Below are 20,326 nucleotides of genomic sequence, written 5' to 3' on the forward strand. Positions count from 1 at the left end.
GTAATGTTCCAATGTCGGCTGTTGTTAGATTCGCCCAGGCAATGACGTTCTGTACGTTGAAATTTCCCCCGCAAATCGATATGACGCAGCAGACATTTCATCGCCGGGGGCATCGTTCAGGGTGCATTCACCGGCGAAATGCCATGGCCCCGAAGCGCTTCTGCGCACATGTTTGCAGTTGTAGCAAACAACTTTGCGGGTCCTGGCGTGCGTTTGGATTCGGGTGTTGGCCGGGAAAGGGCATAGATGACCTCTGCGCTTGTGCAAAGACTGAACAACAGGGAAGCCGTTATCGGCATCGTGGGCCTGGGCTATGTCGGCCTGCCTCTGATGCTCCGCTATTCCGAGGTTGGCTACAAGGTCCTGGGTTTCGACATCGACGACCAGAAGGTCGACCGTTTGATGAAGGGCGAGAGCTACATCGAGCATATCGCGGCATCGTCCATTGCCGAGGCAAGAAAGCAGGGTTTCGAGGCGACGACGGATTTTTCCCGCGCGGGTGAAGTGGACGCCCTTATCCTCTGCGTGCCGACACCGCTGAACAAGTATCGCGAGCCCGATCTGAGCTTCGTCCTGAACACCGTGGACAGCCTTATCCCCCACATCCGTGCGGGGCAGATCATGTCGCTGGAAAGCACCACCTATCCCGGAACCACGGATGAGGAACTGCTGCCCCGGATCGAGAAGCGTGGCTTCAAGGTCGGCACGGACTATTTCCTGGCCTTTTCCCCCGAGCGTGAAGATCCCGGCAATCCCAATTTCACGACGCGCACCATTCCCAAGGTCTGCGGCGGCTGCACCCCGGCCTGTCTGGAAGCGGGCGTTGCGCTTTATGGCCAGGTGATCGATCGCGTCGTGCCCGTCAGCTCCACACGGGCAGCGGAACTGACCAAGCTTCTGGAAAACATTCATCGCGCTGTAAATATCGGCCTGGTCAACGAAATGAAGATCGTGGCGGACCGGATGGGCATCGACATTCATGAGGTCATCCGCGCGGCTGCAACCAAGCCCTTCGGTTTCGTGCCCTACTATCCAGGCCCCGGCCTTGGCGGTCACTGCATTCCGATCGACCCCTTCTATCTCACCTGGAAGGCGCGCGAATATGGAGTGCACACCCGCTTCATCGAACTGGCAGGGGAGATCAATTCCTCCATGCCTGACTACGTGATCGCCAAGATCATGTCGTCGCTGAACTCGGCAAGGAAATCCGTCGCCGGGAGCCGCATTCTGGTACTCGGCATCGCCTACAAGAAGAATGTGGACGACATGCGGGAATCGCCGTCGGTCATGCTCATGGAGAAGCTGCGCGACATGGGTGCCGAAGTCGCCTACAGCGATCCGCACATCCCCTCCTTCCCGAAGATGCGCGAGCACCACTTTGATCTGAAGAGCGTGCCGCTGACGGCGGAAAGCCTCGCTTCCTTCGACTGTGTGCTGCTCGCCACCGATCACGACCGCTTCGACTATGACATGATCCGCGACAACGCGAAGCTGATCGTCGACTCCCGCGGCCGCTATCTCGAGCCCTTCGAACACATCACCAAGGCATAATCCATGCGCAGTTTCGCCCCCGGAATTACAGATCGGAAGATCAAGTTCGCGCTCGTCGGCTGCGGCCGCATCGCACAGAACCACTTTGCTGCCATGAAGCAGCACGGCAACCGCGCCGAGATCGTTGATGTCTGCGACATCGACCCGGTGGCGCTCGACAAGGCTGCCGAGCTCACGGGTGCGCGGCCGCACCTTCGGTTGTCCGACATGCTGTCCACCACCGATGCCGATATTGTTGTGTTGACGACGCCGAGCGGCCTTCACGCAGATCAGGCTGTCGAAGTGGCTGCCACGGGCCGCCACGTGATGACGGAAAAGCCGATGGCCACGCGCTGGCAGGATGGGCTGCGGATGGTGAAGGCCTGCGACGACGCCAACGTGCGCCTCTTCGTTGTCAAGCAGAACCGCCGCAACGCCACGCTTCAGCTGCTCAAGCGCGCACTGGACCAGAAGCGTTTCGGGCGGATCTACATGGTTAACCTGAACGTTTTCTGGACTCGCCCGCAGGAATATTACGACAGCGCCGCATGGCGCGGCACCTGGGAGTTCGACGGCGGTGCGCTGATGAACCAGGCAAGCCACTACGTGGATCTGCTGGACTGGATGATCGGCCCGATCGAAAGCCTTCAGGCCTATACGGCCACGCTCGCCCGCAACATCGAGACGGAAGATACGGCCGTCATCAGCGTGCGCTGGCGGTCCGGCGCTCTTGGCTCCATGAACGTTACCATGCTGACCTACCCGAAGAATCTGGAAGGCAGCATCACGGTGATTGGGGAGAAGGGGACCGTGCGGATCGGCGGCGTGGCCGTCAACGAGATCCAGCACTGGGAGTTTGCCGAACCGCATCCCGATGATGCAGAGGTTAAGAACGCGTCGTACGCGACCACCTCGGTTTATGGCTTCGGGCACCCTCTCTACTATGACAACGTCATCAACGTACTGAGGGGGGAGGACATTCCGGAGACCGATGGCCGCGAAGGCCTGAAGTCCCTGGAGACGCTGATTGCCGCTTATCTCTCGGCGCGTGACGGCAAGCGCATCGCGCTGCCGCTGGATTACTGACATGACGGTGACAATTCATCCCACGGCCATCGTCGACGAAGGTGCGCAGATCGGCGAAGGCAGCCGCGTGTGGCACTGGACGCATATCTGCGGCGGTGCCCGGATCGGCAAGGGCTGCTCTTTCGGGCAGAACGTTTTCGTCGGCAACGATGTCGTCATCGGCGACAATGTGAAGATCCAGAACAATGTTTCGGTCTACGATGCCGTTCGCCTCGGTGACGACGTGTTCTGCGGCCCGAGCATGGTCTTCACCAATGTCTACAATCCCCGCTCTGCCATCAACCGCAAGGCGGAGTACCGCCAGACAGTGGTGGGCAAGGGTGTTTCCCTTGGCGCAAACTGCACGATCGTGTGCGGAAACACCATCGGGGATCATGCCTTTGTCGGCGCGGGCGCGGTGGTCAATACCGACGTGCCGGCTTATGCGCTGATGCTGGGTGTGCCGGCAAAGCGCAAGGGCTGGATGTGCCGGTGCGGCACCCAGTTGAAGGGCTCGGGCACCATCACCTGCGAGTGTGGGGCCCGCTTTGAAATTACCGCTACGGAGTGCAAGCCGCTATGACCGCGAAACGCCTCGATTTCATCGACCTCAAGACGCAGTATGCCGAACTGAAGCAGTCCGTGGACAGCCGGATTCAGAAGGTTCTCGATCACGGCCAGTATATTATGGGTCCGGAAGTGCGCGAGCTTGAGGAGAAGCTTGAGGCTTACACGGGATCGGCCCATTGCATCACCGTTTCGTCGGGTACCGAGGCACTGCTGATCGCGCTCATGGCGCTGGGCGTCAAGCCGGGCGACGAGGTGATCACCACAGCCTTCACCTTCATAGCGACCGCTGAGGTCATCGCGCTTCTCGGCGCCGTTCCTGTTTTCGTCGATGTCGAGCGTGACACCTGCAATATCGACGCCACGAAGATCGAGGCAGCGATCACCGACCGAACCCGGGCGATCATCCCGGTTTCGCTGTATGGCCAGACTGCGGACATGGATGCGATCAACGAGATTGCTGCCCGCCATGGCAACATCGCCGTTATTGAAGACGCCGCGCAGAGCTTCGGTGCCGATTACCAGGGACGCAAGTCCTGCAACGTGTCGCATATTGGCTGCACCAGCTTCTTCCCCAGCAAGCCGCTCGGCTGCTATGGCGATGGCGGGGCGATCTTCACCAACGACGGCGATCTCGCGAAGGCCATGCGCGAGATCAGGGTCCATGGTCAGGAACGTCGCTACTACCACACCCGCATCGGCGTCGGCGGACGCATGGATACGCTGCAGTGCGCGGTGGTCCTCTCCAAGCTGGAACGCTTTGACTGGGAAGTGGAGCGCCGGATCGCCATCGGCGACCGCTATGTTTCCCTTCTCGAAGGCAACAACGCCGTGAAGACCGTTACGGTCCGTCCCGGTCGCACCTCCGTGTGGGCGCAGTTCACGGTGATCTCCGAACGGCGGGAAGAGCTTCTCGCAACGCTGAAGGCTGCCGATATTCCGACTGCGATTCACTACCCTACGCCTCTACACCGGCAGCCCGCCTATGACGGTCTCTGCCGCGTTTCCGGCGACCTTTCCAACACGGAATATCTCGCCGACTGCGTCTTCAGCCTGCCGATGCATCCCTATTTGACCGAAGCGGATCAGGAGCGGATCGTGGGTGTACTCAAGGGGTGATGACGTACGGTCGCTCCTCTGGAGCTCGTGGGGAGATCCCTCAGGCGCAGCTCTTTCCCGAGCCGATGGATTAAGAATGAAAATTGCACATCTTACATCGGCACATGGCCGCTTTGACATCCGGATCTTCATGAAGGAATGCCGGAGCCTCGTTGAGGCGGGGCACGACGTTAGCCTAGTGGTGGCAGATGGAAAGGGTGACCAAATTTCTGAAGGAGTGCACATCCTTGATACGGGTTCGGCTGGAAGCCGTATTGATCGGATGGTGCATTCTAGCCGAAGAGTATTCAAGAGAGCCAGACGGCTTCGGGCTGACGTATACCATCTTCACGATCCGGAACTGATCCCTTGGGGCCTGTGTCTTCGTGCATTGGGCGCTAAGGTCATCTTCGACGCACATGAAGATCTTCCCAAGCAAATAAAGTCGAAACCCTATCTCTCCGAATGGCAAAAGGCGGTTGTTTCTGCAGCTGTCCAAGGAGGTGAAGCCTTGGCGTTTCGAATGATGTCAGGTCTGATCGGAGCAACGCCGAGCATCACGAAGAAACTTTCGGCCTATGCCAAGCGTGTCGAGGCCATCAACAATTTCCCCCTATTAGGAGAGCTCGAAGCGCCTGAGAAAAACCCCAAGCGCGCAAATGAAGTTTGCTACGTCGGCGGCATATCCTGGATCAGAGGTTGTCGGGAACTTGTAAGCGCGATGCGGCTTGTAACGACAGATGTGGTCCTGAACCTTGTGGGGCCAGTTCAAGACGCGAGCCTCAGAGTCGATATGAAGGAAGATGCGGGATGGAGCCGCGTAAAGGAAGCTGGGGTTGTTGACCGAATCGGTGTTCGGAGCATCATGGCGCGTTCTCGAGCGGGTATTGTTACCTTTCTGCCTGCTCCCAATCATACAGAAGCCCAGCCGAATAAAATGTTCGAATACATGTCAGCCGGACTTCCCGTCATCGCTTCGAATTTTCCTCTGTGGCGGGAAGTCGTTGAGGGGTCTGGATGTGGGCTGTGTGTGGATCCAGCGAAGCCTGAAGAAATTGCCCGTGCCATCGATTGGATCATCATGAATCCGGTTGAAGCAGAGGCTATGGGACGGAGGGGGCAAGAGGCCACCAAAAACAGATACAACTGGCCTAACGAAGCTGAGAAGCTCGTGAAGTTTTATACTCAGATATGATCGTCAAGCGAACGAGTCGAGATATCCATGAAGAAGATTGTGACAATAGTCGGGGCAAGACCGCAGTTCATTAAGGTAGCTCCGGTTAGCGCTGCACTTAAGGCTACATCAAAGTTTCACGAGATACTTGTTCATACCGGCCAACATTTCGATGCAGATATGTCAGATGTGTTTTTTGAAGAGCTTGGTATTGATCCACCTGAACACAATCTCGCAATTCACGGCGGCGGCCATGGTGAGATGACCGGCGCAATGCTGCAGAAAATCGAGCCATTGTTGCTGCAGGTTAAGCCAGAGTGCGTGCTAGTCTACGGGGACACAAATTCGACGCTTGCAGGGGCCCTCGCAGCAGCGAAGCTTCATATTCCCGTGGCTCACGTGGAGGCGGGCCTTCGTTCATTCAATAAGAAGATGCCCGAAGAGCTAAATCGTATACTCACGGATCATATGGCGCGTTATCTGTTTGCGTCGACAGAGTCAGCTCGTGAAAACTTGCTGCGCGAAGGAGCGGATCCCTCCACCATTTACTTCGTTGGGGACGTTATGTTCGATGCCTCCCTTCACTTCGCGGACGTGGCAAGAAGCCGCAGCTCGGTAATGGAGCGGCTTGCACTGAAAGAGAAAGAGTTTGTACTTGCGACCGTCCATCGTGCGGAAAACACGGACGATTCCATCCGGCTTTTAAATATCGTGGACGGTCTCGAAACTGTGGCGGCTTCCATGCAGGTAGTTCTTCCGCTACATCCCAGAACCCGGCAAAAGCTCGCCCAGATAGGCTTTTCGTTTAAAAACGTTATGGCAATTGATCCGGTGGGATACCTCGACATGATCTCCCTGGAAGCGAATGCCACGCTCATTGCCACAGACTCTGGTGGAGTCCAAAAGGAGGCTTTCTTCTTCAAGGTCCCTTGTGTAACGCTGCGGGATGAGACCGAATGGGTTGAACTTGTAGCCTCCGGCTGGAACACCCTCTTGTCACCGAGCCTCCCCGATCTTGCTTCGCAGATTTTGGATAAGATAGGGAGGGTCGGCGCAGACATTGAGCCTTACGGCCAGGGAAATGCTGCGGCACATATCGCTGAGGTGCTTCTTCAGTGACGAAGGTTGTCTGGATTCTTAGCCATTATGCGCAGGAGCCCAGCGGGGGAGGCGCAGGGGGAACACGTCACTATTCCCTGTGCCAAAGTATCAGGTCCCTGGGGTGGAAACCAGTAATTGTCGCCTCAAGCGTTGAGCATGGAACTGGCCGCCAAAGATTGGGCGATGCGGAAAAAACTCGGCTTGAAGAAATCGGTGGTGTGACTTTCCTTTGGGTCAAAGGTCCTTCGTATACAACAAACGGTTTGGCCCGCATAAGAAACATGCTCAGCTATTTTTTCAACGTAATGCAGGGCGAAACTACAGATACATTGCCGCGCCCGGATGTCGTCGTCGGATCGAGTTTTCATCCCCTTGCTGCTCTAGCAGGATACTTTCTCGCAAAACGAAGAAAGGCAGCCTTTGTGTTTGAAGTGCGGGACCTTTGGCCAGAGACAATCATTGCCATGGGCAAGATATCCCGGAACGGCCCGGTCGCCGTCGTCATGAGGCAATGGGAGAAGTATCTTTACAAACGCGCACAACGCATCATTACCCTCCTGCCTTCAGCGCACGAATACATCGGATCCTTGGGCATCGATTCAAGCAAGGTGCGCTGGCTCCCCAACGGTGCCGTTATAACAAATTTCAACCATTCGGCTGACAAGGTCCGCGGCGGTCCGTTTACATTTATGTATTTTGGCAGTCACGGGGTAGCCAATGGCCTGGCTCCGGTCATCCGCGCCTTCGCCAAAGTCCGCAAAGAATACCCCGCTCTTGCCTGTCGCTTGAGAATGGTAGGCTCCGGTCCCGAAAAGACAGCGCTTCGGGAGCTGGCCGAGTCGCTAAGCACGGGCGAAGACATCAGCTTCGAGCCGCCAGTACCGAAAAGCGCAATTCCCGCTCTCGCTGCGGAAGCGGATGCATTCGTTGTCAATCTTCGCGATCTCGAACTGTATAGGTACGGCATCAGCCTGAACAAGATGTTTGAATACATGGCTGCTGCAAGGCCCATTTTGTTCGCTGGCAATCCAAAAAACAATATGGTCAAGGATGCTCTATGTGGTATCACGGTAGCGCCTGATGATGTCGATGCCATTTCGAAGGGCATGGTGGCAATGGTCCAAGCCGACCCGTATATTCTGCGCACCTGGGGAAGTAACGGTCGTCAATACGTGATTGAGCACTTTGACTACCAGAAGCTTGGCCATGATTTTTCGCGCATCCTCGACGAGGCAATCGCCAATAAGGCCGACGCTTGAAGCCCGACGGACTGGATCTGATATTGAAAAGAGTAACCGATTTACTGTTGGCCTGTTTCATTGCTGCTCTGGCCGCATTACCTATGCTTCTTACGGCACTTGCAGTCAAACTCACCTCTCCTGGACCCGTGCTCTACTGGTCCGACCGGATTGGAAGAGGCAACGCCATATTCAAGATGCCCAAGTTCCGGAGCATGCGCGTGGGTACGCCCGCCGTTGCGACCCACCTTCTCAAGGATCCGCGGTCAGCGCTCACGCCTATCGGCGCATTCATTCGCGCGACCAGCCTTGATGAACTTCCCCAGCTATGGTGCGTCTTTACCGGCGACATGAGCTTCGTCGGCCCGCGACCCGCATTGTTCAATCAGGACGATCTCATCGCCCTGAGAACGGCCTGCGGCGTGTCGGCCCTGCGGCCGGGCATCACCGGCTGGGCACAGGTAAACGGCCGGGATGAGCTATCGGTCGAGGAAAAAGTCAGGTTCGATCGGGAGTATCTTGAAATGCAGTCGCTTCTATTCGACCTCAAGATCCTCTTTCTGACGGGGGTCAAGGTTCTCCAACGCAGCGGCGTGAGTCACTAGAGCAGAGCAACGAAGGACTGAGAGAGGTCGGGGTAGAGGGCTCTGGACCGTTGGACCTGTCTCCATGCGGCGAAACAGCTGTTGAACGGGTTTGGCGAAGAGGCTAACCGTCTAGGGACTTCATCTGAGTACACTGTCGCCCAGGCATGAAGTGGCGGGTCCGGGACGGCGCAAGCGAACAGGAAAAAGTGAGTGAACGGTCGCGCAAGTTATTGGAGGGCAGTGGCGCTCGTCTTTTCCGGAACAGCCATGGCTCAGGCGATACCTATTCTGGGTTCTTTGCTGATTGCGCGTATTTTTGCCCCAGCCGAGTTCGGAACATTTATGACGTGGTTCGGGCTCGTTTCGATTGGCGCGGTATTCGTCACAGGCCGCTTCGAGATGGCCCTCGCACTTGAGCCAGACGGTCTTCCAAGGGCCGAGGCAGCAACCTGCGCCTTATACACGACTTTCGTGCTTCTTGCGACGCTGAGTCTCCCCGCTGCAGTCCTCTATCTATTTTTCCGCGCGCGTGTGGACTATCTGCCTGTATCGCTGCTGCTATTGTACGCCCCAGCCGTGGCCGCCTCTGCATGTGTGCTCATATTTCAGGCTTGGGCTGCTGCCGAAGGTCGCTTCAAGTCGCTCTCCGCCATGCGAATCGCACAAGCAGGCACGATTACCGGACTCCAGATCATCGTTGGGTTGATAACGCCGTCTGCGGCCGGTCTGGCCACAGCGCATCTTATCGGTGTTGTAACTGGCGTTGCCTTCATAGCACGAAAACTCCGTCCGGTGTCGCTGCCAAACGGCTTCCAAAGCGTAAGAAAGTTCTGGATGCGCTATCGCCGATTTCCCATGTTTTCCCTCCCGGCTGATACTGTCAACACTGCGGCGGCTCAACTGCCGCTGACCATTCTTGCCCATCGCTTCGGCGCGGACGTCGCGGGGTATGTAGCAATGGCATTCAGAATGCTGGGTGCGCCAATCTCGCTTTTAGGCTCCGCCGTGCTCGATGTATTCAAGCGCCGGGCTTCGGAGAGCTGGCGCGCCTCGGGCTCTTGCAGGGGGCCGTATTTGGAAACACTGCTGGTTTTAGCAGCCGGCTCGGCATTTGCCACCATCTTCTTCTGGTTTTTCGGCGAGGCTGTCTTTGTGCTTGCCTTCGGAGAGCGCTGGGCCGAAGCTGGGAGGGCGGCAGTCATTCTTCTGCCCCTTTTCGCCTTGAGGTTTGTCGCCAGTCCGCTAAGCTACACTTTCTATATAGCGCAAAAGCAGCCGGTCGATCTGGCTTGGCAAATCTGTCTCCTGGGCATGACCCTATTTACCCTGTTGAGCTTAGACACCTATCATCAAAGTCTAACGGCTTACGCGATGGGATATGCCGCCCTTTACGCCATCTACATTACCCTTTCATATCGCTACAGTGCAGGCAGGACCACATGATCGCCATCATAGACTACGACATCGGCAACTTGGGGGCCGTGGCAAACATGCTCCGGAGAATTGGTCACGCCAGCACAATCACCGCAGATCCCGAAACCATCTCGAAGGCAGACCGAATTATTCTGCCGGGTAACGGACATTTCGATACGTGCATGCGAAATATCCGCGCCAGTGGTCTGGTTCCTTTGCTGGAAGACCTGGTAAAGGCAGGCAAGCCGCTACTGGGCATTTGCGTGGGCGCGCAGATGCTGGGAAGCGGAAGCGAGGAGGGTATCGAGCCTGGCTTGGGTTGGCTCGATCTAAAGGTCAAACGGTTTCCAGAGATGGAAGGCCTGCGGGTCCCTCATATGGGCTGGACTGAGGTTTCACGTCCTCAGCCGGAAAATCTCCTTGTGCAGGGTTTGGAGGATGATGCCCGCTTTTACTTTGTCCACAGCTACTACCTTGCGCCAGCGGACAAATCGACGATCTTGCTCTCCGCTCATTACGGTATAGATTTCGCAGCAGGTGTATCGGTTGGAAACATTGCTGGTGTGCAGTTCCACCCGGAAAAAAGCCACCGCTTCGGAAAGGTTCTGCTCGGCAATTTTGCAGGAGGGAAACTCTGATGTTCAGGCCGCGCGTTATTCCGGTCCTCCTCCTACGGGGTCATGGGCTTGTAAAAACCAAGAAGTTCAAGGATGCCGTCTATGTCGGCGATCCCGTCAATGCGGTGAGGATATTTTCGGAAAAGGAAGCGGACGAAATAGTAATCCTTGATATAGATGCCTCCAAAGAGGGTAGAGAGCCCAACTATGACCTTATCGAGGAAATAGCGGGCGAGTGCTTGATGCCTATGGCTTATGGCGGTGGCGTGAGGTCCTACGATCAAGTCCGGAGACTAATTCGCTCCGGAGTAGAGAAAGTGGTAATCAACTCTGCAGCCGCTTCAGGCGATTTGGGAGTAATTACGCAGTCATCGCAGGCGTTTGGCAGTCAGGCTATCGTCGGTGGAATTGATGTACGTCACAGTATGCTAAAGGGGTACCGGGTCGTAGCCCGTTCGGCGACTGTTGAGACTGCCCTTAAGCTGGAGGAGCACGCAAGAGAACTCGTGCGTGCTGGTGCGGGTGAAATCTTGATCAACAACGTGGATGCAGACGGGACCATGGCCGGTTTTGATTTGAAGTTAATCCGGCGAGTAGCAGATGCCGTTAACGTCCCTGTAGTGGCATGTGGTGGGGCGGGGAGTATCCAGCACCTTCGAAGTGCCCTGTCAGAGGGTGGTGCCTCCGCTGTTGCTGCGGGCAGCATGTTTGTCTTTCATGGCAAGCACCGTGCTGTCTTGATAAATTACAATCCCCACGAATTGCCAGTGTCGTGAACTGCATGTTTCGCGCTCACACCCTTCTTCTAGGGGCAATCGCCCTTGTATACGCACTGACTTATCAATGGTGCTTGGTGCCGATTTATGCCTATCAGGGCATGCGTCCCCTAGAGATGGATACTGAGTTCTGGGGCTTCTATGCCTTTGTGATTGGCTGCCTCGGCTGCATCTTCCCGGCCAAGATTAAGCATCCCTCGGACTTTTTTCTCTTTTTCTACTGCATTATCAGTGTCCTCTGGCTGAGTGTTGCATGGTCGGCCACGGACTATGGCACCAGCGATCGAAAATGGATGCTGTTTGCCGTCATGTTCATACCCGCCCTTTTTCTGGTTGCAGCTCGCAGGGCCGCCTTGGGGATTCTTGGCCGGTTCGTAATGCCCCTCCAGCTGGGGCGGGAGGCGTACCTGCCATTTGTACTCGTATTGTTGTTGATTACAGGAGCGGCACTTGCATTCACGACCATCGGCGGTGGCAGTCTCAACTGGGAAGAGATGTACGTACGACGCCATGCGGCAAGGGCCGCTTTCTCCGATAACCTCACCGCTGCCTATTTTACGGGTATGGCGACCAACGGCGCTTTGCCCATCCTGGGTTTCATTGCCGGATACCGTCGTAGTGCAAGCCTCATGTTCCTCTGCATTTTATTCATCCTTCTGATGTTTTTCCTGATCGGTCTGAAGTCGCCAGCTATCAACTTCGCTGGACTGGGCACTCTAGGCTTTATGCTTTCTTCCAGAAACCTGCGGCCAAATTTGGTCGTTTATCTACTGATTGCCGTTCTCGGAGTATACCTCACTGGACTGCTGGTTTATCTGCAGTCCGGAAACCTGTTCATCGCTGACTATTTAGTCCGGCGTATCTCCATGCTTCAGCCACAGATTCAGTCTTTCTACCTTGATTACTGGCTGTCTAGAGGGAGCGACAACAATGCTTGGAGTGCTGCAGGTGCGTTTTCAGATCTAACTTACCACATGGGTTATCGTTACATGGGTAATCCTGATGCCAATCTAAACACGAACACCTTTATATACGCCTTGGCCAAGGGAGGTTTCGGTTCATACCTGTTTACAATTGTTGGGGTGGTCTCGGTGCTTCTGACACTGGACGTTTTTTATGGCAAGACTCGGAAGCCGGCTTTTCTGGCCCTTGCTGCCCTTTTTTCGGTATTGGTCTCCGAGCAGGTCTGGACGACATCGCTGGTTACATCTGGTATTGCTTTATGTATTTTTCTGGCAATGCTCTTTTCCTATGGAACCGAGACACGGGCGCTTCGGTCCGGTGGTGATGAACGCACCCTTTCCGGAAGCAGTGAGGGCACATGATGCCACCCCGGGCGATGTTCGTCGGGAAGGGGCTACGCTTGTTAAAGCGGGCTGATTCAACTATCAGTTCCACCGTTCTCCGGAAAATATCCTAGGAAGCTGATAAAATGACTGCATTGAAGTACCAAAGATGTTCACGCTGCGTGATGGACACGACCGACCCGGAAATCGTGTTCGACGCTGCTGGGGTTTGCAATCATTGCCATTCGTTTGAAAGCTTGAAGGGAACAAAATGGTTTCCCGGGCCTGAGGGCCAGCCAAAGTTGCAGGCCATGCTCGACCGAGTGAAGGCAGAAGGCCGCAAGCAGGAATACGATTCTATCCTTGGACTGTCCGGCGGCGCGGACAGTACCTATTTGGCCATGAAGATGAAGGACTGGGGGCTTCGTCCACTTGTGGTCCACGTGGATGCCGGGTGGAACAGCGAACTTGCTGTCGCCAACATTGAGCGGGTAGTGAAATACTGTGGCTATGACCTCCATACGCATGTAATCGATTGGGAGGAGATGCGCGACCTCCATCTTGCTTATCTAAAAGCAGGCATCCCCAATCAGGATGTTCCACAAGATCACGCTTTCTTTGCCAGCCTGTATAACTTTGCTACCTCGAACGGCATCCGGACAATTTTCTCTGGCGGCAATCTGGCAACGGAGGGAGTCTTTCCGAAAAGCTGGCATGGGAGCGCCATGGATGCCATCAATCTGAAAGCGATCCACGCCAAATACGGAAGCCACCCCTTGAAGTCTTATCCTACGGTGAGCTTCTTTAACTATTACTTCTGGTATCCGTTTGCCAAGAAGATGCGTACAGTGCGTCCTCTGAATTTTATGCCATACGTGAAGGCAGATGCCATAAGAGAAATGGAGAATACTTTCGGTTATAAGCCATACGATCGAAAGCACGGTGAATCGCTATTCACGAAGCTCTTCCAAAATTACTACCTTCCTACCAAGTTTGGCTACGATAAACGGATTCCGCATTTATCCAGCCTTATTGTGTCAGGCCAGATGACGCGTGATGAGGCCTTGAGTAAGCTCCAGGAGCCCCTTTACGATCCGTTCGAACTCGAAACGGACATTACATATTTCTGCAAAAAACTTAGGATTTCGAGGGACGAGTTTAACGCCCTCATGACTGCGCCCAATCGGCATCATACGGATTTCCCGACATGGGATAATCGTTACCGTATCGCCAAGAAGGGGCAAGATATTGTCGGGCGTCTGCTGGGCCGCCAAATCGCTGTATATTCTTGATCCGGAGAACCACATGAACGACGTCGAACAGAACGACGGCATTGATTTCTTTGATTTTCTTTACGAGGTTTGGAGCATCAAGTGGACAGCCGTTGGTGCCCTGCTGGTGCTGACGGTTGCCGGCGCTCTCTGGCCATTTGTTGGGCGCGCTGGGGTTCCGGAATTGGTAGCAGTGGAAGAACCCCTGACGGGGCGAGTCCCCTTCATTCTAAAGGTTTTGGATGATCCGGTTCAAAGAACGGCTGGTGCTCTCGTGCTGGATTTAGCCGCCCGTGTTGATCCGGAAGGAAAACTGGGTCTTCGTTATGCCGGATACGTGACTGACGACGGCAAGACACCTTTGGCACCCCTTACAAATGAGGCCAGGACTTTTCAGTTTATATTCGACGGATCTGCAAACAGCGGGGTCATACGGATAGCTATTCCCAGTGGCACGGCCAACGATCTCAAAGCCGCATCGGACGCTATCTCTGCCGCTGCAACAGAACAGGCGAAAGACGCTGCAGAGATAGCGGAAGGCACGACAGATTTGCTGAAGACCACGGTTGGATACACCGCTAATCCGGAGCAGCCCGTTCTCGCCAACCGGCTGGTTGCCTCGGTGCAGTTTCTCGCCAATCCGAAAGTTAAAGCAGGCAGTTTCCGTTTTTTCCAGACACAGCGCGTAGAGATCCTGGATCGGCAGAAGCCTTCCATGGCCGAAGCCCTGCCAAGCAATGGACGGTCGATAAAGTCCGCGGCGATCGGCTTATATTTGGTCTGCTGATTTGCACCTTGATCGTCATGTTTCGCATCGCGATTCGCAGAAATACTGTCCGGTAATCGGCGGCATTCCACGCAGCCGTGCTGATAAATCTCATCCTGCTGCCCTTGCCCAGCTTGGGCTGCCGCACCAGCTTAGGCCTTGGCGCCCATTCGGGGTCCTGTTGGATGCGGTGTGGTTTCTCTAGGGAGCGGAGCGAGATATGCGGGTTCGGGTCGTCTTGAACCGGGATGGCGGTACGCTGAAGACTGCCGACATCGAGGCGCTTGCCGAAGAACTTGGCAATGCACTGCGGGCGCGCGGGCACGAGGCATCCGTGCAGATCGTGGCGGGCAAGGAAATTGCCCAGGCGGTCGAGGATGCCGCCGCCGCTCCGGAGGTGGAGGCGGTGATCGTCGGCGGTGGGGATGGTACCGTTTCCCTCGCAGCTTCGCTGTGCTGGCGTGAGAACAAGGTCCTCGGCGTCTTGCCGGCCGGGACGATGAATCTCTTTGCCCGCTCGCTTGGCATGCCACTCGATCTTCCCGAGGCAGCCAAAGCGCTGGCGGGCGCCGAGGTGCGCGAGGCAGATATTTGTACCGTCAACGGCCACCCATTCGTGCATCAGGTGTCGATCGGCGTCCAGCCGCGCATGGTGGAGCTGCGCAAGGCCATCCCCTACCGCTCGCGCATCGGCAAAATCAACGCCAGCGTCAAGGCGGCCCTGAGGGCGATCCTGCGGCCCCCAAGCTTTCGCGCGCGGCTGAAGGGCGGTGATGTGGATAGCGTCCGACCCTATTCTATCCTTGCCGTCTCCAACAACGTTTATGGCGATGGTCATCTGCCCTTCGCGGATACCATCGATGGCGGGACGCTTGGCGTTTATGCCTCCGGCCCCCTTAGTCCGGTGATGAACCTGAAGCTGGCACGCGACCTGCTCCTGAGGCGCTGGACCAGCAACGAACACTTTCTCTCCCAATCCGGTGACCGGGTGGAAATCGAGATTTTGTCAAGGACGCGCGGCCGCAAGATGTCCGTGGACGGGGAATTGCTCCCATTGCCGCCGCGGCTCGATATTCAACTGCACCCGCGCGGGCTCAAGGTACTCGTGCCGGTGCCGGAGCCTCCGGCCGCAGGGCAGGAGGTGCCGGCCGCGATCCCTGCCGGCTGATCCTGAAGGAAACCGGCGACATCGCTTTCGTCGCATGCTAGGAGGCGCTCGCAAGCGCCGGCGTGGCCGGCTTCCGTGCCTTCAGGTCGAGACCGGTTTTCATGATACGCATCGAGAATATCTCCAAGCAGCTCAGCCACCGCATCCTTTTCATCGAGGCGTCCGCCGCCTTGAACCGCGGCGAGAAGATCGGCCTTGTCGGGCCGAACGGGGCCGGCAAGACCACCATCTTCCGGATGATAACCGGGCAGGAATTTCCCGACGAGGGGCAGATCTCCGTCGATAGGGGCGTCACGATCGGCTATTTCAACCAGGATGTGGGCGAAATGTCCGGCAGGAGCGCCGTGGCCGAAGTGATGGAGGGCGCAGGCCCCGTCAGCGAGGTTGCGGCCGAGTTGCGCGCGCTCGAAGCCGCCATGAGCGATCCCGACCGCATGGACGAGATGGATGCCATCATCGAACGCTATGGCGAAGTGCAGGCCCGCTTCGAGGAACTGGACGGCTATGCGCTCGAGGGGCGCGCCCGCGAGGTGCTGGCAGGGCTTTCCTTTTCCGAAGAGATGATGGATGGCGATGTGGGCAAGCTTTCGGGCGGCTGGAAGATGCGCGTGGCTCTGGCCCGCATCCTGCTCATGCGTCCCGATGTGATGCTGCTCGACGAGCCCTCCAACCATCTGGATCTCGAAAGCCTCATCTGGCTCGAGGACTTCCTGAAGGGCTATGAGGGCGCGCTTCTCATGACGTCCCACGACCGGGAATTCATGAACCGCATCGTCAACAAGGTTCTGGAAATCGATGCCGGCAGCCTGAACAGCTATACCGGCAACTACGAGTTCTATGAAGAGCAGCGGGCGCTTGCGGAAAAGCAGCAGCAGGCCCAGTTCGAGCGGCAGCAGGCCATGCTGGCCAAGGAGATCAAGTTCATCGAGCGGTTCAAGGCCCGCGCCTCCCATGCAGCCCAGGTGCAGAGCCGCGTGAAGAAGCTGGAGAAGATCGAGCGCGTGGAGCCGCCGAAGCGCCGCCAGACGGTTGCCTTCGAATTCCGCCCGGCACCCCGCTCGGGCGAGGACGTGGCAAGCCTGAAGAATGTTGCCAAGGCCTATGGCTCGCGCGTCATCTATGACGGCTTCGATTTCATGATCCGCCGCAAGGAGCGCTGGTGCCTCATGGGCGTGAACGGGGCGGGCAAGTCCACCCTGCTGAAACTGGTCGCCGGGGCGACCGAACCGGATTCAGGCAGCGTTTCCATCGGCGCAAGCGTCAAGATGGGGTATTTCGCCCAGCACGCCATGGACCTGATCGATGGTGACAGGACGATCTTCGAGGAGCTGGAACACCACTTCCCGCAGGCCGGACAGGGCTCTCTGCGGGCGCTTGCCGGCTGCTTCGGCTTTTCCGGCGACGATGTGGAAAAGCGCTGTCGCGTGCTTTCGGGCGGGGAAAAGGCGCGCCTGGTCATGGCGATCATGCTGTTCGATCCGCCGAATTTCCTCGTGCTCGACGAGCCGACCAACCACCTCGACCTCGACACCAAGGAGATGCTGATCAAGGCGCTCTCCGATTTCGAGGGAACCATGCTGTTCGTCTCGCATGACCGGCATTTCCTAGCCGCGCTTTCGAACCGCGTGCTGGAGATCACGCCGGAGGGTGTGCACCAGTATGGCGGCGGCTATACGGAATATGTCGCCCGCACCGGCCACGAGGCACCGGGCCTGCACAGCTGAGCAGACCCGGCCTGAAGGGGACGGCACAGATGGCGAGGGCCGGAGCTCAGTTGCCCACGGTCACGTTGACGAAGTCTCCCTCGTCGCCATTGCCATAGATTTCCACGGTAACCATGACGCCGCCGCGCACCAGCGCCTTTGCAGCGGAGCGGGCTATGCTGCCGTGCTGCACCATGTATTCCATGTTTGCCCGGTTTTCGGCGCTGGCAAAGAAGTCGTCGTCCTCGTCGCCCCGCTGGGCAATGCCGAACTTGTGAAAGTTCGCCCGGTCCTGGCGCAGCACCTGCCACGGTTGCCTGAGGCGTTCGCCACTCGAATTGTAGAGATCGTCCTCGCCGATATAGGCGCGGTAGCTGCCGATGAGTTCATCGGCAAGGGCCGGCGCGGCGGGAAGGGCGGCAAGGGCCGCCAAAAGGCAAAGGGTCTTCACGGGGGTCTCTCTCCTCAGGGATCTCGAAGCGGAGCGAAGCATATCACGCATCAGGCGCTGCTGCCTATGCCGGGGCTTGCTCTTCCCAGACCTGGACGAGTTCGACGATGGTTTGAACCGCCTTTTCCATATCCTGGCGGCTCACCCATTCGAGCGGCGAATGGAAGGCATGGCCACCGGCAAAAAGGTTGGGGCAGGGAAGTCCCATGAAGGAAAGTCGCGAACCATCGGTTCCGCCGCGGATGCTGCCCCGCACCGGCTCCATTCCGGCCCGGCGGATTGCCTCGAGCGCGTTTTCCACGATCGCCGGGCTCCGCTCCAGAACCTCCTTCATGTTGCGATACTGCTCGGTGATCTTCATCCGGTAGCTGGAGCCCGGATGATCTTTCATGACCTCCCGCACGATCTTCTCCAGGAGGCGTTCCTTCTCCTTCAGCCCCTCGACGGTGAAGTCCCGGACGATCAGGCCTATATGGGCCTTCTCCATGGAGCCGGAGAGATCGGTCGGGTGAAGGAAGCCTTCCCGGCCTTCGGTCGTTTCCGGTGCCATGTGCTTCGGCAGCCGGTCGATGATGGCAGCGGCGATGCGGATCGCGTTTTCCATGCGGCCCTTGGCAAAGCCCGGATGGATGGCCACGCCGGTGATCTCGATGTCGACGCCATCGGCGGAAAAGGTCTCGTCCTCGATATGCCCGGCCGTCTCTCCATCGAGAGTATAGGCAAAATCGGCGCCGAGCTTCTGCAGGTCCACGCGGTTCACGCCACGCCCGACCTCTTCGTCGGGCGTGAAAAGGATCTTGATCGTGCCGTGCGGTATCTGCGGATTCGCCATCAGCTCCGCCGCCGCCGTCATGATTTCGGCAATGCCTGCCTTGTCATCGGCCCCCAGCAGCGTCGTGCCGTCGGTGGTGACGATATCGTTGCCGATCTGGTTGGCGAGCTCCGGATGCTCCGCCACCCTTATGATGCGCGTGGCATCGGCCGGCAAAACGATATCGCCGCCCCGATAGTTCTCTATCACCTGCGGCTTAACGCCCGTCCCGGAGAAATCGGGAGCCGTATCCATGTGGGAGCAGAAGCAGATGACCGGTACCTGGGCCTTGCCGGTATTGGCCGGAATGGTGCCATAGACATAGCCATGCTCATCGAGATGCGCATCCGCAACGCCGATCGAACGCAGCTCCTCAACCAGCAGGCGCCCGAGATCCTTCTGCTTCTCCGTCGTCGGCTGAGACGTGGAGGAGGGATCCGACTGCGTATCGATCGCGACATAGCGCAGGAAACGGGAAAGGACGGTGTCGTTCATGGGGGTACTCCAGAATATTTGGGAAGCCGATGCGCTACGAGATCCTGCACTGCATGAGCGGTTAGGTAAACGCGCCTGCAGGACACCTATATGCGTTACGTCTTCCTCGACTGGTAGGCCGCCTCCGTCGAGCCAAAGTAACGCCTGAGACGGGAAATCGGCTGCTCAAAGTAATGGAACGAAAGCATTGCGGCAGGAAGGGTCAACGCGGCGCCCAGATAAACGTCTGGCGGCCAATGCGGTGTTTCTCGGTACGTACCGTTGCCAGTCAGAATTCCCTGCCAGACATAGAGTCCGTAAGATATGGTGCCGAGATAGGCGAGCGGTCGGAATTCCAAGGCATTGGCCAGCCAGCTTTCTTGGCGCAGGAAAACCCAGCAGATGAAACCTCCAATTCCGACCGGCGACAGCTGGACAGACAGATCGGTTGGCCCCGTCGCCAGCGGTAATAGGATGATCGCGATACAAAGTCCAAGGAAGAAATTCGACCGAAAAACCGTTGAACACCTGTCCACGATCAAGGCGTAGAAGCAGCCGCAGATGATCGGGTAAATTGCCGGAATAGTCCAGCTGGGCTGTACGCCCATTCCGCGGAAGTCGAAGGGAATTCCGTTGAGCACCAGTAAACATAGCCCGATGATCGCCAGGCTTGCCACACCGAGCCAGTAGCGGTGAGGCAGTAGTGCCAAGCTCACAAACGGCCAGAAAAGATAAAACTGCTCTTCAACCGCCAAGCTCCAGAAATGGGAGAGATAGTTCAGTTTGGCATCGGGCGGAGTGTAATTGCCAAGAAAGAGAAGTGAAAAAGTAAACGCTTGAGGCTTGAATTTAGCTATACCGGCTGCTGCGAGGGCAATGCATACGGCGAGAACTAGAAAATAAAGTGGGAATATTCGTAGCGCGCGCCTTACGAAGAAATTAAAAATTTTTATTGTGCCCGTTTTATCATTCTCGCGCAGGAGAAGTGTCGTAATCAAAAAGCCAGAAAGAACGAAGAAAGTCTTGGCGCCATAATTTGCGTTGAAAACAGAGAAAAAGAGCTTCACGCTTTCTGTTGTTGCGCCTTCGACTATTCCAACATGCGAAACTATTACCAGAATTACAGAAAAGGCTCTAAGGGCATTAAATCCCTTTATATGCTGCATCACGAAAAGTCCGTTTCTAGATTGCCTAGCTTGTTATGTCGCATTACAATTATTATATGAAGCG

General features: G+C 56.8%; 19 protein-coding genes. 16 read left to right on the forward strand and 3 right to left on the reverse strand.

Annotated features, from left to right (window positions below; all coding sequences use genetic code 11):
* Positions 1-246 precede the first annotated feature (246 nt).
* The 16 genes from GGR23_RS06960 to GGR23_RS07035 all read left to right on the forward strand — a co-directional run bounded on the left by GGR23_RS06960 (position 247) and on the right by GGR23_RS07035 (position 17,381).
* Entirely contained in the window at positions 247-1,551 is a 1,305-nt protein-coding gene (locus GGR23_RS06960; RefSeq protein WP_183365442.1) for a nucleotide sugar dehydrogenase, read from the forward strand.
* 3 nt (positions 1,552-1,554) lie between these two features.
* Positions 1,555-2,616: a Gfo/Idh/MocA family protein gene (locus GGR23_RS06965; protein ID WP_183365443.1), complete on the forward strand. Its 1,062-nt coding sequence runs from the start codon at positions 1,555-1,557 to the stop codon at positions 2,614-2,616.
* Between the two features lies 1 nt (position 2,617).
* Entirely contained in the window at positions 2,618-3,178 is a 561-nt protein-coding gene (locus GGR23_RS06970; RefSeq protein WP_183365444.1) for an acyltransferase, read from the forward strand.
* Positions 3,175-4,281 carry a DegT/DnrJ/EryC1/StrS family aminotransferase gene (locus tag GGR23_RS06975; RefSeq protein ID WP_183365445.1) on the forward strand — a complete coding sequence of 369 codons (1,107 nt, stop codon included), beginning with the start codon at positions 3,175-3,177 and terminating at the stop codon, positions 4,279-4,281. Before GGR23_RS06970 ends, GGR23_RS06975 begins: the two co-directional genes overlap by 4 nt.
* Positions 4,282-4,357: 76 nt before the next feature.
* On the forward strand, positions 4,358-5,455 hold the full coding sequence (locus GGR23_RS06980; RefSeq protein ID WP_183365446.1) for a glycosyltransferase family 4 protein: 1,098 nt from the start codon (positions 4,358-4,360) through the stop codon (positions 5,453-5,455).
* 27 nt (positions 5,456-5,482) lie between these two features.
* Positions 5,483-6,553 carry a non-hydrolyzing UDP-N-acetylglucosamine 2-epimerase gene (wecB, locus tag GGR23_RS06985; protein WP_183365447.1) on the forward strand — a complete coding sequence of 357 codons (1,071 nt, stop codon included), beginning with the start codon at positions 5,483-5,485 and terminating at the stop codon, positions 6,551-6,553.
* Positions 6,550-7,794, forward strand: coding sequence for a glycosyltransferase (locus tag GGR23_RS06990; protein ID WP_183365448.1), 1,245 nt, complete (start codon positions 6,550-6,552; stop codon positions 7,792-7,794). The genes wecB and GGR23_RS06990 overlap by 4 nt, the downstream gene beginning before the upstream one ends.
* A gap of 17 nt (positions 7,795-7,811) precedes the next feature.
* On the forward strand, positions 7,812-8,378 hold the full coding sequence (locus GGR23_RS06995; RefSeq protein ID WP_210296903.1) for a sugar transferase: 567 nt from the start codon (positions 7,812-7,814) through the stop codon (positions 8,376-8,378).
* Between the two features lie 249 nt (positions 8,379-8,627).
* Complete coding sequence (locus GGR23_RS07000) at positions 8,628-9,803, forward strand: lipopolysaccharide biosynthesis protein (protein WP_183365449.1); 1,176 nt, start codon at positions 8,628-8,630, stop codon at positions 9,801-9,803.
* Entirely contained in the window at positions 9,800-10,411 is a 612-nt protein-coding gene (gene hisH, locus GGR23_RS07005) for an imidazole glycerol phosphate synthase subunit HisH (protein ID WP_183365450.1), read from the forward strand. The genes GGR23_RS07000 and hisH overlap by 4 nt, the downstream gene beginning before the upstream one ends.
* A complete protein-coding gene (locus GGR23_RS07010; protein WP_183365451.1) occupies positions 10,411-11,166 on the forward strand; it encodes an AglZ/HisF2 family acetamidino modification protein in 756 nt (251 codons plus the stop codon). Before hisH ends, GGR23_RS07010 begins: the two co-directional genes overlap by 1 nt.
* Before the next feature lie 5 nt (positions 11,167-11,171).
* A complete protein-coding gene (locus GGR23_RS07015) occupies positions 11,172-12,491 on the forward strand; it encodes a hypothetical protein (protein WP_183365452.1) in 1,320 nt (439 codons plus the stop codon).
* Positions 12,492-12,598: 107 nt separating this feature from the next.
* Positions 12,599-13,744 (forward strand): N-acetyl sugar amidotransferase, encoded by a 1,146-nt coding sequence (locus GGR23_RS07020; protein ID WP_183365453.1) that lies wholly within the window; start codon positions 12,599-12,601, stop codon positions 13,742-13,744.
* 13 nt (positions 13,745-13,757) lie between these two features.
* Entirely contained in the window at positions 13,758-14,510 is a 753-nt protein-coding gene (locus GGR23_RS07025) for a hypothetical protein (RefSeq protein ID WP_183365454.1), read from the forward strand.
* A gap of 199 nt (positions 14,511-14,709) precedes the next feature.
* The gene (locus GGR23_RS07030) at positions 14,710-15,657 is read left to right on the forward strand and encodes a diacylglycerol/lipid kinase family protein (RefSeq protein ID WP_183365455.1); all 948 of its coding nucleotides are present in this window, start codon (positions 14,710-14,712) and stop codon (positions 15,655-15,657) included.
* A gap of 101 nt (positions 15,658-15,758) precedes the next feature.
* Positions 15,759-17,381 carry an ABC-F family ATP-binding cassette domain-containing protein gene (locus GGR23_RS07035; RefSeq protein ID WP_183365456.1) on the forward strand — a complete coding sequence of 541 codons (1,623 nt, stop codon included), beginning with the start codon at positions 15,759-15,761 and terminating at the stop codon, positions 17,379-17,381.
* Between the two features lie 46 nt (positions 17,382-17,427).
* Here the strand turns inward: GGR23_RS07035 and GGR23_RS07040 are convergent, their stop codons facing one another.
* From GGR23_RS07040 to GGR23_RS07050, 3 genes are all read right to left on the reverse strand, one after another.
* A complete protein-coding gene (locus GGR23_RS07040; protein ID WP_183365457.1) occupies positions 17,428-17,811 on the reverse strand; it encodes a hypothetical protein in 384 nt (127 codons plus the stop codon).
* Positions 17,812-17,875: 64 nt separating this feature from the next.
* On the reverse strand, positions 17,876-19,117 hold the full coding sequence (pepT, locus tag GGR23_RS07045) for a peptidase T (RefSeq protein ID WP_183365458.1): 1,242 nt from the start codon (positions 19,115-19,117) through the stop codon (positions 17,876-17,878).
* Positions 19,118-19,212: 95 nt separating this feature from the next.
* Complete coding sequence (locus tag GGR23_RS07050; protein ID WP_183365459.1) at positions 19,213-20,262, reverse strand: acyltransferase family protein; 1,050 nt, start codon at positions 20,260-20,262, stop codon at positions 19,213-19,215.
* Positions 20,263-20,326: the final 64 nt, after the last annotated feature.

The organism is Gellertiella hungarica (genome assembly GCF_014197145.1).
Lineage (GTDB): Bacteria > Pseudomonadota > Alphaproteobacteria > Rhizobiales > Rhizobiaceae > Gellertiella > Gellertiella hungarica.